The organism is Pseudomonas sp. F220 (assembly GCF_057813935.1).
In genome coordinates this window covers 40,143-51,987 of sequence record NZ_JBVASJ010000001.1, presented here as the reverse complement: position 1 = coordinate 51,987, position 11,845 = coordinate 40,143, and the positions used below count along the sequence as shown (strand labels likewise).

At 60.2% G+C, this 11,845-nt stretch carries 7 protein-coding genes; 5 read left to right on the top strand and 2 right to left on the bottom strand.

Features of this window, described 5'->3' with window-relative positions:
- Positions 1-125 precede the first annotated feature (125 nt).
- From ACZYSM_RS00245 to speA, 4 genes are all read left to right on the top strand, one after another.
- Positions 126-1,193, top strand: coding sequence for a DUF2333 family protein (locus ACZYSM_RS00245; protein ID WP_489067701.1), 1,068 nt, complete (start codon positions 126-128; stop codon positions 1,191-1,193).
- 3 nt (positions 1,194-1,196) lie between these two features.
- Entirely contained in the window at positions 1,197-1,754 is a 558-nt protein-coding gene (locus ACZYSM_RS00240; protein ID WP_489067699.1) for an NUDIX hydrolase, read from the top strand.
- A 288-nt stretch (positions 1,755-2,042) separates the two neighbouring features.
- The gene (locus ACZYSM_RS00235) at positions 2,043-2,414 is read left to right on the top strand and encodes a translation initiation factor Sui1 (RefSeq protein ID WP_489067697.1); all 372 of its coding nucleotides are present in this window, start codon (positions 2,043-2,045) and stop codon (positions 2,412-2,414) included.
- A 223-nt stretch (positions 2,415-2,637) separates the two neighbouring features.
- A complete protein-coding gene (speA, locus tag ACZYSM_RS00230; protein ID WP_489067695.1) occupies positions 2,638-4,551 on the top strand; it encodes an arginine decarboxylase in 1,914 nt (637 codons plus the stop codon).
- Positions 4,552-4,829: 278 nt separating this feature from the next.
- Here the strand turns inward: speA and ACZYSM_RS00225 are convergent, their stop codons facing one another.
- A complete protein-coding gene (locus ACZYSM_RS00225) occupies positions 4,830-6,179 on the bottom strand; it encodes an MATE family efflux transporter (protein WP_489067692.1) in 1,350 nt (449 codons plus the stop codon).
- Positions 6,180-6,398: 219 nt separating this feature from the next.
- Here ACZYSM_RS00225 and ACZYSM_RS00220 point away from each other — a divergent pair, with 219 nt between their 5' ends.
- Complete coding sequence (locus ACZYSM_RS00220) at positions 6,399-11,300, top strand: alpha-2-macroglobulin family protein (RefSeq protein WP_489067690.1); 4,902 nt, start codon at positions 6,399-6,401, stop codon at positions 11,298-11,300.
- 189 nt (positions 11,301-11,489) lie between these two features.
- Here the strand turns inward: ACZYSM_RS00220 and ACZYSM_RS00215 are convergent, their stop codons facing one another.
- Positions 11,490-11,783, bottom strand: coding sequence for a hypothetical protein (locus ACZYSM_RS00215; protein ID WP_489067688.1), 294 nt, complete (start codon positions 11,781-11,783; stop codon positions 11,490-11,492).
- Positions 11,784-11,845 lie beyond the last annotated feature (62 nt).

The window sequence follows — 11,845 nt, the reverse complement described above, 5'->3', positions numbered from 1 at the left end:
CCGCTTGATGCGCGATTATTGTGCGGCGCGTTGATTGACGGCTGATTTAATCCGCTCGATCCGAAGCACGATGGAGTAGGGTTGTGGTCGAATCCATGAACTTAAGTGATTGAAAGGATATAGCCATGCTGGATTGGAAGAACCGCGCAGGCAGCGCGCCTGAACGTGCCGCTGAACCGAAGTCGGCAACCCGCAGCTATTTCGGTGGCTTGCTGTTCAGCCGTGCCTTGGCCACGGTGGTGGGTTTGTATCTGCTGGTGACCATCGCTGTAGGCTGGTACTGGAGCCAGGAGCCGGCACTGTTTCCGGTTCAGCAGAACGCTCAAATGGCGGCCGAGAAGGAAGGCAAGCAGATGGTCGTCGGTTACACCACGGTGGAAACCCTCAAGACCGTTGCCGGTACGCTGCTGAACAAGCCCGGCGGTTACCTCTCCAATGATCGCTTTCCGCCGGGTGTCTGGCTGGACAATATCCCTAGTTGGGAATATGGCGTGCTGGTACAGGTCCGCGACCTGACCCGTGCCCTGCGCAAAGACTTCGCCCGTTCGCAATCGCAATCCGCTGAAGACGCTGATCTGGCCAAGGCCGAGCCGCGTTTCAACTTCGACAACAAGAGCTGGATGCTGCCTTCCAGTGAGTCCGAGTATCAGGAAGGCATTAATTCGCTGAGTCGCTATCAGGCGCGCCTGTCAGATCCATCACAGAAAAACGCCCTGTTCTACGCCCGAGCCGACAATCTCAATAACTGGCTGGGTGATGTGGCCACTCGCTTGGGCTCGCTGTCGCAGCGGCTGTCGGCCAGCGTCGGCCGGGTCAAACTCAACACCGCGCTGAAAACCGAAACACTGGCACCCGGTCAGGTGCCGCAGTTAGATGAAGAGGTGGTAGAAACCCCTTGGCTGCAGATCGACAACGTGTTCTACGAGGCACGCGGTCAGGCTTGGGCGTTGTCCCATCTGCTGCGGGCCATCGAAGTCGACTTTGCCGACGTATTGGCCAAGAAAAACGCCACGGTCAGCGTGCGTCAGATCATTCGTGAGCTGGAAGCCTCCCAGGAACCCGTGTGGAGCCCAATGATCCTTAACGGCAGCGGCTTCGGCATTCTGGCCAACCACTCGCTGGTCATGGCCAACTACATCTCGCGGGCCAATGCGGCGGTCATCGATTTGCGTCAACTGCTTTCCCAAGGCTGAGTCATGGTCGCTACCTCTAAAGAGGCCGCACATCGCGCGGCCTCGGATGCCGAACACATCGCCTGGGTCGATGAGCAAGACAACTTGCTGGGTGCCCTGGTCCGGTCCGATTTGCGTGAGCGCGGGCTGATCGGACGCGGTACCTACATCATGCTGTTCAATTCTGCCGGTGAGTTGTGCGTGCATCGGCGCACCTTGAGCAAAGCCATCTATCCAGGGTTCTGGGATGTGGCGGCCGGCGGGATGGTGTTGGCGACTGAGACCTATGCCGAATCGGCGGCTCGTGAGCTGGAAGAAGAGCTTGGGGTGAGCGGTGTGGAGCTGACGGCACATGATCACTTTTTCTTTGAAGACACCGGCAATCGGCTGTGGTGTTCGGCGTTCTCGGCGGTCTGGGACGGGCCGTTGCGTTTGCAGCCCGAAGAAGTGCTGGAAGCGCGCTTCATGCCGATCGACCAGGTGATGCAGGAAATTGCGCAAAAGCCTTATTGCCCGGACTCTCTGGCGGCGTTGAAGCGCTATCTGCGCTCACAGGGCCGACACGTCGCAAAAGATGCATAAATTGGCGCCGATTGGCTCTTAGCAAGTGCGCTTTTTGCCGTTACACTGCGCGACCTTTTCAAGCTGGACCGGTTTTGCTTTTTGTAGGAGCGAGCTTGCTCGCGATGGACGTTAACGATAACGCGTGCATTCAGACTGCACGCGTCGTCCTTGCGTTCTTCGCGAGCAAGCTCGCTCCTACAGGGTTACCTGGTTCAGTAGCGCTGCCCCTGCCTGAGTGGGGCTTCGCGGTCGATGGCACTTGCCAAAGTGCTTCGACCAGTCTTTGTCCTCCCAAGAGGATTGCCGGTGGCCAAAAAAGCCGCATCCTTCGCCGCCCTTGGTGGCCTGGTATTTTCCACCGACGCAGGTCGACATTGCCCGGACTGTAGCCAGCCGGTGGATGCCTGCATCTGCAAACAAACCGTTATCCCTGCTGGCGACGGCATCGCTCGCGTGCGTCGCGAAAGCAAGGGCCGTGGCGGCAAGACGGTGACCACCATCACCGGCGTGCCGTTGGCCGAAGACGCGCTAAAGGAGCTGGCCACGACGCTGAAGAAGCGTTGCGGCACCGGTGGCGCGTTGAAAGACGGGATCATCGAGATCCAGGGCGAACATGTCGAGCTACTCTTGGCAGAGCTGATCAAACTCGGTTTCAAAGCGAAGAAGTCCGGCGGCTAGCAGCCTCTGTGAAGACCACCCCGACTTGACGCAGTCCTGATCCGATTCAGGTTGCCGTCGTCTCCATGGTTTTCACAGAGCCTGTTCAATACCGGTTTCTAAACTCCGCGCTGCAGGCGAGGTCTATCCCCCTCGAATGCAGGCTAATCGTCACTTTTACTCTTTAGACTGCGCCAGCCTGGATTCGGGCGACGCTTTTTGACTTCATTTATAGGGGACTTCGATGTCCGTACGACGCACACGCAAAGACGATGGCAGCCAATGGACAGTTGCGGACAGTCGCAGTGTTTATGGGATTCGCCATTGGGGGGCCGGGTATTTCGCGATCAGTGACGCCGGTCGCGTTGAAGTTCGTCCGAACGGCCCGAGCAGCTCACCTATCGACCTGTTCGAACAAGTCGAGGAACTGCGTAAAAGCGGGCTGTCGTTGCCGCTGCTGGTGCGCTTCCCGGACATTTTGCAAGACCGCGTACGTCAGCTGACCGGCGCGTTCGACGCTAACATCGAGCGTCTGGAATACCAGAGCAAGTACACCGCGCTGTACCCGATAAAGGTTAACCAGCAGGAAGCGGTGATCGAGAGCATCATCGCCACCCAGGACGTTTCTATTGGCCTGGAAGCCGGCTCCAAGCCGGAATTGCTGGCGGTACTGGCGCTGGCGCCCAAGGGCGGGACCATCGTCTGCAACGGTTACAAGGACCGCGAGTTCATTCGTCTGGCGCTGATGGGCCAGAAGCTCGGTCACAACGTGTTCATCGTGATCGAGAAAGAATCCGAAGTCGGTCTGGTGATCGAAGAAGCCGCCTCGCTCAAGGTCAAGCCACAGGTCGGTTTGCGGGTGCGTTTGTCGTCCCTGGCCTCGAGTAAGTGGGCTGACACCGGTGGTGAGAAATCCAAGTTTGGTCTGTCCGCGGCGCAACTGTTGTCGGTGGTCGAGCGTTTCCGCGCGGCCGGCCTGGACCAGGGCATTCGTTTGCTGCACTTCCACATGGGCTCGCAGATCGCCAACCTGGATGACTACCGGCACGGCTTCAAGGAAGCGATCCGTTACTACGGCGAATTGCGCAACCTCGGCTTGCCGGTGGATCACATCGACGTCGGCGGTGGCCTGGGTGTTGACTACGACGGTACCCACTCGCGCAATGCCAGCTCGATCAACTACGACATGGACGACTACGCCGGTGTCGTGGTCGGCATGCTCAAGGAATTCTGCGACGCGCAGAGCCTGCCGCATCCGAACATCTTCTCCGAGAGCGGGCGCTCGCTGACCGCCCATCACGCCATGCTGGTGGTCCAGGTGACCGACGTCGAGAAACACAACGATGACGTGCCGCTGATCGACAACAAGGAAGAACTGCCGGAAACCGTGCAATGGCTGGTTGACCTGTTGGGTCCGACCGACATCGAGATGGTCACCGAGACCTACTGGCGCGCCACGCACTACATGAGCGACATCGCTGCCCAGTACGCCGATGGCAAACTGACCCTGGCCGACAAAGCCTTGGGCGAGCAGTGCTATTTCGCGGTCTGCCGCCGCCTGCACAACTCGTTGAAAGCCCGTCAGCGTTCCCACCGTCAGGTGCTCGACGAACTCAATGACAAGCTCGCCGACAAGTACATCTGTAACTTCTCAGTGTTCCAGAGCCTGCCGGACACCTGGGCGATCGGCCAGGTGCTGCCGATTCTGCCATTGCACCGTCTCGATGAAGAACCGATGCGTCGTGCCGTGCTGCAAGACCTGACCTGCGACTCCGATGGCAAGATCAAGCAGTACGTCGATGAACAAAGCATCGAAACCAGCCTGCCGGTGCATGCGCTGAACGACGGTGAAGATTACCTGCTGGGGGTTTTCCTGGTAGGCGCCTATCAGGAAATCCTTGGGGATATGCACAACCTGTTCGGTGATACCGACTCGGTGAACCTCTACCAGAACCCGGATGGCAGCGTGTACAGCGCCGGTATCGAAACCCACGACACCATCGAAGACATGCTGCGTTATGTGCATTTGTCTCCAGAAGAGCTGATGACTCACTACCGTGACAAAGTCGCCAGCGCGAAAATCAGCCCGGCCGAACGCACTCAATACCTCGACGCTCTGCGTCTGGGCCTGACTCGCTCGTCTTACCTGTCTTCTTGAGGTAACAAACAGCCGTTTCAGGCTGTCTGAAAAATGCACTGCAACCCGTGTGTTTTTTCAGATGGCCTGACGCGGCTTTTTTTTCAGGCGTCTAGGGCACAAGCCATTTATTTTCGAAGGATCAAAGAGCGCAGCTCTTCATTTCATTCAGGCCGCGTCCTGATCTGTACCAGGCTCTCTACATCAACGATGTCTCTCAGCGAGAGTCCCACGTCCCCCCTTCTGTCGAGAGACGCCAATTCCAGTCAACGAATCGTTTGTGTTCGTACAGCACCTGCTCAGCGGGCGTTGACGCCAAACCAGCCATCGCTTTTGCTTATGAGCCACGCAAAAGCGCCGAGGGTCAGGCTTCGTAGCAGCATAAACAGCAGAAACGCCAGCCACAGACCATGGTTGCCAAAGCCCTGTAGCGCCCAGGCGACCGGCAGCACGATGATTACGGTCAGCAGCATGCCGTTGCGCATTTCCCTGGCGCGGGTGGCGCCGATGAACAGGCCGTCGAGCAAGTAGCTCCAGACCGCGATCATCGGCAGCGCGGCGAGGTAAGGCAAATAGATGAATGCGGTGTCGCGCACGCTCTGGATGTTGGTCTGCATCTCGATGAACAGATGACCGGCACACATAAACATCACGGCGAAGCCCAGACTTGTCAGCAACGACCAACCGCAGGCCACCACCAGCGAGCGGCGCAAAGCCTGCCGGTCATTGGCGCCGATGGCGTGACCGCACAGGGCCTCCACGGCATGGGCCAGGCCATCGAGGGCATGGGCGGTGAGCAGTAAACCGTTGAGCAGCAGGGCATTGGCCGCGACGGTTGCGTCGCCCAACCGTGCGCCTTGCACGGTGATCAGGAAAAACACTGATTGCAGCGCCAGACTGCGAATGAAAATGTCCCGATTGACCGCCAGCAGTGGTCGCCAGCTTTGCCACAGCGCCAGCGCGGCCCACACGATGTGGCCGGGGTAGGCGCGCAGAGCTTTGCGGGTCATGGCCAGGCCAATCAGGGCACCGGTCCATTCGGCGATGACCGAAGCCCGCGCCGAGCCGACCACTCCCCAGTCCAGTCCGAGGACGAACCACAGGTTCAACGCGATGTTCACCAGGTTGGTGCTCAGCAGAATCGCCAGCGGTGCGCGGGCGTTCTGGGTGCCGAGGAACCAGCCGACCAGTGCGTAGCTGGCCAGCGCCGCGGGTAGGCCGAACAGCCGGGTATGGAAAAAGTCCCGGGTCATTTGGTCGAGTTCGGCAGAGGGGTGCATCAGGTTTAAAGCGATACCGCTCAGCGGCACGCCAATGACACCCAGCAGCAGCGCCAAGCCCATGGCCAACAGCAAGCCTTGCAGCAGGACTTGTCGAAGTGCTGCGCCGTCTCCACGCCCGGCGGCCTGGGCGGCGAAACCGGTGGAGCCCATGCGCAGAAAGCCCATCGACCAGGCCAGAAAGAGATACAGGTTGGAGCCGATAGCCACGGCACCGAGTTGGTGGGCGTGGGGCAGATGGCCGATCACCGTGCTGTCGACCAGGGCTACCAGTGGAACGGAGATGTTCGACAGAATCATCGGCGCCGCGAGTGCCCAGACACGGCGATGGGTTGGGCGGTGGCGCCAGTCGGTGATCAGGGTGGACATGCAGGCTCCTTGTTGAGCCGGCATTGTAGCGGCAGATCCGCTTTTTTGTGGCGAGGGAGCTTGCTCCGATGCTGGTGAGTTAAACACGCAGCGTCCCCAAAAGATCGCACCGAAAGTCTCTGGGTCTGTTCCTCTGCCCTCCGTCGATCAATGTGACCGGCGGTTTGGCGTCAGTGATATATAGTTCAACCCTTCGATACCCCCGCCAATGAGTGCCCCATGCTTAACAAAGGATTGTTTCTGGCCTGTGCGTTGGCGCTGCTAAGCGCTTGCGATTCGTCGACTTCCGATAAAGCGCCGTCCACCGCCGCGCCCGCAGCGACGGTCTCAGCGCCCAAGGCCAAAGCGGTTCAGGACGTTGCGGCTCTGAGGCAGCGCTACGTCGGCCGTGAGTTAAGCGTGGTGGACGTTTCCGAAGTGCAGCTCGATGGCGCCAGCACGCTGTCGGTGAGTTTTTCGGTGCCGCTGGACCCAGAGCAGAAGTTCGACGAAAAACTGCACCTGGTGGACAGCAAGACCGGCAAGGTCGATGGCGCCTGGGAACTCTCCGATAACCTGATGGAACTGCGTCTGCGTCACCTCGAGCCGCAGCGCAAACTGGTGCTGACCGTCGATGCCGGGCTGCGTGGGATTAACGACGCCAAGCTTACCGCCGAATACGTCAGCCGCCTGGAAACCCGTGACCTGCAACCCACCGTAGGCTTCGCCAGTCGTGGCACCTTGCTGCCGACCCGTTTGGCCGAAGGGCTGCCGGTGATCGCGCTGAACGTCGACAAGATCGACGTCGAGTTCTTCCGGATCAAGCCCGAATCCTTGCCGGCGTTTCTGGCGCAGTGGGGCCGCAGCACCAGCCTGCACAGTTATGAATCGCGTGAACTGCTGCCGATGGCCGATCTGGTCTACGGCGGCCGCTTCGACCTGAACCCTGCGCGCAATACCCGGGAAACCCTGTTACTGCCGATCGCCGGCCTCAAGCAATTGCAGCAACCCGGCGTATACCTGGCGGTGATGCGTGCTTCCGGCACCTACAACTACTCGCAACCGGCGACCCTGTTCACCCTGAGCGATATCGGCCTGTCGGTGCACCGTTACCAGAACCGTCTGGACGTCTTCACTCAAGCGCTGGAAGGCGGCAAAGCCCTGGATGGCGTCAGCCTCGAACTGCTCGACGGCGAGGGCCGGGTAGTGGGCCAAGGCAAGACCGAGAAGGGCGGCCATGCCGAGTTGGCGCTGCCGAAAAAAGCCGAAGTGTTGCTGGCCCATCAGGGCGAGCAGACCAGCATGCTGCGACTGAACAGCGCTGCGCTGGACCTGGCCGAGTTCAATATCGGCGGGCCGCAAGCTCACCCCCTGCAATTTTTTGTGTTTGGCCCGCGCGATCTGTATCGCCCCGGCGAAACCGTGCTGCTTAATGCCTTGCTGCGGGACAAGGACGGTCATGCGGTCAAACCGCAACCGGTCAGCGTCGAAGTCCGTCGTCCGGATGAACAGGTCAGCCGCAAATTCGTCTGGGACGCCGATGCGTCCGGCCTCTATCAATACCCACTGCAACTGGCCGGTGAAGCGCCGACCGGGCGCTGGCAACTGGTGTTCGATCTGGGTGACGGCAAGCCGCAGCTGTATGAGTTCCTCGTTGAAGACTTCCTGCCCGAGCGTCTGGCCCTTGAGCTCAAAGGCAGCGATGCCCCGATCAAACCGGCCGATACCGCTGAATTCAGCGTCAATGGCCGCTACCTGTATGGCGCGCCAGCCTCCGGTAATCGTCTGAGCAGCCAGGTGTATGTGCGCCCGCTGCGTGAGGCGGTCAACGCTTTGCCTGGTTATCAGTTCGGCTCGGTCACCGAAGAAGAGTTGAGCCAGGATCTGGAACTCGACGAAAGCACGCTGGACGCCAATGGCGAGGCGACCATCGAGCTGGAAAGCAAATGGGCCCAAGCCAAGTCACCGCTGCAACTGATCGTTCAGGCCAGTCTGCAAGAGTCCGGCGGTCGCCCGATCACCCGTCGAGTGATGCAGCCGGTGTGGCCGGCGGATCGCCTGCCGGGGCTGCGAGCGTTGTTCGAAGGCAAAGAAACCAACGGCGATGGCCCGGTCGAATTCGAGCTGCTGGTGGCCAATAATGAAGGCCAGAAACTGGCGGCGGACAACCTCAAGGTCCGTCTGGTGCGCGAGCGCCGTGACTATTACTGGAACTACTCGGAGAGCGATGGCTGGAGCTATCACTTCAACGAAAAGTTCCTCAACCTCGACGAAGAAACCGTCAGCATCAAAGCTGGCGATACCGCGAAGATCAGCTTCCCGGTGGAGTGGGGCCCCTACCGCGTCGAAGTCGAAGACCCGCAGACCGGTTTGGTCAGCAGCCTGCGCTTCTGGGCCGGCTACCGTTCGCAGGACAATGCCGAAGGCGGCGCGGTGCGTCCAGACCAGGTCAAGCTGGCGTTGGACAAACCGGCCTATGGCAATGGTGATACGGCCAACGTGACCGTCACCCCGCCGGCTGCCGGTAAAGGCTATCTGCTGGTGGAGTCCAGCGACGGACCACTGTGGTGGCAGGAAATCGACGTGCCGGCCGAGGGCAAAAGCTTCGCGGTCAAACTCGATCCGACATGGTCGCGGCATGATCTGTATGTCAGTGCGTTAGTGATTCGTCCCGGTGAACGCAAAGCCAATGTCACCCCGAAACGCGCGGTCGGCGTACTGCACCTGCCGCTGGATCGCACCCAGCGCAAACTCGGCCTGACCCTGAGTGCGCCGGAAAAAATGCGTCCGAAACAGCCGCTGACGGTGAAGATTCAGGCGAGAAATGCCGACGGCAGCGTACCGAAACAAGTGCATGTGCTGCTGGCCGCGGTGGACGTGGGCATCCTCAATATCACCGAATACCCGACGCCGGACCCGTACTCCAGCCTGTTCGGTCGCAAGGCCTATGGCGCCGATCAACTGGACATCTATGGGCAGCTGATCGAAGCCGGGCAGGGCCGTTTGGCCAGCCTCGCCTTCGGTGGTGACGCGGCGCTTGCCAAGGGCGGCAAGCGCCCGGACACCAGCGTGACCATCGTTGCCCTGCAAAGCGCGCCGGTGACCCTGAACGAACAGGGCGAAGGCGAAGTCAGCGTCGATATCCCGGACTTCAACGGCGAGCTGCGTCTGATGGCTCAGGCCTGGACCGACGATCGCTACGGTATGGCCGAAGGCAAAACCGTGATCGCCGCACCACTGATCGCAGAGCTCTCGGCGCCGCGCTTCCTCGCTGGCGGTGACCAGACGAAGCTGGCGCTGGACCTGTCGAACCTCTCTGGCAAGGCACAGCAATTGACGGTGCAACTGAGCGCCGAGGGCCAGTTGAACCTGCTCGGCGAAGCGACCCATAGCGTGCAACTGACCCAAGGCCAGCGCACTACTTTGCAGATCCCGGTGCAGGCGCTGGGCGGTTTCGGACAAGGCAAAGTCAACGTGCTGGTCAATGGACTCGACCTTCCGGGCGAGAACCTGCCTCCGTTCACTCGCGAATGGACATTGGGCGTGCGCCCGGCCTATCCGGCCCTGCTCAAGCACTATCGCGCCGTGCTTAAAGATCAACCGTGGAGCTTGCCGGAAGGAGAGCTGTCGTTGTTCGAAGCGGCCGGGCGTGAGGCCTTGCTCAGCTTGTCGAGCCGACCGCCGTTAAACCTTGGCGAACAGATTCGTGCGCTCAAGGCTTACCCCTATGGCTGCCTGGAGCAAACTGCCAGCGGCTTGTATCCATCGCTTTATGCAGACGCCGCGAGCCTTAAACGCCTGGGTCTTGCAGGCGAGCCGGATGCCGACCGCAAGCGCAAGATCGAGCTGGGCATCGAACGCTTGCTGGGCATGCAGCGTTACAACGGCAGCTTCGGTTTGTGGGGCGCGGACGGTGAAGAAGAGTACTGGCTGACCGCCTACGTCACCGACTTCCTGCTGCGTGCTCGCGAGCAAGGTTTCACGGTTCCGCCCCAGGCGCTGAAAAAAGCCAGTGAACGGCTGCTGCGTTACGTGCAGGAGCGCAACCTGATCGAAGTGAACTACAGCGAAAACGCCGAGCACACGCGTTTCGCGGTGCAGGCCTATGCCGGTTTGGTATTGGCCCGCAGCCAACAGGCGCCGCTGGGTGCGCTGCGCAGTCTGTTCGAGCGTCGCACCGATGCCCGTTCCGGTCTGCCGCTGGTGCAACTGTCCATCGCCTTGCAGAAAATGGGCGACCAGCCGCGAGCTGATCAAGCCTTGATCGCAGGGTTGGCTACGTCACGCAACAGCAAGGATTGGCTCGCCGATTACGGCAGCCCACTGCGTGATCAGGCACTGATTCTGGCACTGCTGGAAGAGAACGACCTGGCCAAGGGCAAGCGCGAAGAGCGTCTGTTCGAGCTGTCCGATCAACTGGCCGCCAGCCAATACCTGTCGACCCAGGAGCGCAACTCGCTGTTCCTCGCCGGCCGCGGTTTGCTGGGCAAACCGGAAGCCAACTGGAACGCGCAACTGAGCAGCGGCGGTGAAGTCCGTGAGCTGAGCAATAGCCAACCGGGTCTGAAACTTGAAGGTGCGCTTCTGGCATCGCCCCTGTCCTTACACAACGAAGGCAGCGAGCCTGTGTATCAGCAGCTGACTATTTCGGGTTACCCACAACAGGCGCCGGTCGCCGGTGGCGAGAACCTGAGCATTCGCCGCGAATACCTGGGCATGAACGGCCAGCCGTTGAATCTCAAGGCCTTGGTCAGTGGTGATCTGGTGTTGGTGCACTTGGCGGTCAGCGCCAAGCAGCGAGTACCAGATGCCTTGGTGGTGGATTTGTTGCCCGCCGGACTGGAGCTGGAAAACCAGAACCTGGCACAGAGCGCCGCAAGCCTGGAAAACGCCAGCAGCAAGGTCAAGGAATGGCGTGTGTCGATGCAGAACGCCAGCCTCAAGCATCAGGAGTTCCGCGATGACCGCTACGTGGCGGCGATGAACCTGGACGGTTACGGCACTACGCACCTGCTGTACCTGGCGCGCGCTGTAACCCCGGGCACCTACCGCGTACCGCCACCGCAAGTGGAGTCCATGTACCGGCCGAACTGGCAGGCCGTAGGCGAAACACCGGCGCAGATGGTGATCAAGGGAAGATAGGGCAGATCGCGAGGGGTTGCGGTGAACACAGCCCCTTTGTAGCAGCTGCCGCCAGGCTGCGTCCGGCTGCGCAGCAGTCGCAATCCAGACGACTCAATCTTTGGCTTAAAACGCGGTATGGCCATTAACGACCGCTGTAGCCGGGCGCAGGCTTCGCCAGCTGCTACAGGTATCGTGTCGTTCTCGGGTTCAATGAATAATCCAGCTCAACAACCACAGCCCCAGCACTAGCCAGATGATCCCCATAATGATCGAGGCGTGCATAAAGGCGCGGATCGCCGAGTACAACAGCATCAGGCCGATGATCAGCGCGAGGATGCTGATGACAGAGGTGTCCATGCCCAGCGTCCGGGAAAGTCCTTCGATAAAATTGCCGCTGGCGTGAGACAAGGCATTGAACAGACCATTGAGCCCATCGACGATAAACCGGATGACTGAACCGAGTGCCTGGCCGAGCCATTTGAAAAAGCTTTCTACCTGCATGTGTGTGTCCTGATGAAAGGGGTGGCGTCGTTGCCAGACCTGAACCTTGGGCCATTAATCGC

Bases quoted from the DNA above. Each gene is read 5' to 3' on its own strand.
- ACZYSM_RS00245 (WP_489067701.1), top strand. From the start codon at position 126: ATGCTGGATTGGAAGAACCGCGCAGGCAGCGCGCCTGAACGTGCCGCT.
- ACZYSM_RS00240 (WP_489067699.1), top strand. From the start codon at position 1,197: ATGGTCGCTACCTCTAAAGAGGCCGCACATCGCGCGGCCTCGGATGCC.
- speA (WP_489067695.1), top strand. From the start codon at position 2,638: ATGTCCGTACGACGCACACGCAAAGACGATGGCAGCCAATGGACAGTT.
- ACZYSM_RS00225 (WP_489067692.1), bottom strand. From the start codon at position 6,179: ATGTCCACCCTGATCACCGACTGGCGCCACCGCCCAACCCATCGCCGT.
- ACZYSM_RS00220 (WP_489067690.1), top strand. From the start codon at position 6,399: ATGCTTAACAAAGGATTGTTTCTGGCCTGTGCGTTGGCGCTGCTAAGC.
- ACZYSM_RS00215 (WP_489067688.1), bottom strand. From the start codon at position 11,783: ATGCAGGTAGAAAGCTTTTTCAAATGGCTCGGCCAGGCACTCGGTTCA.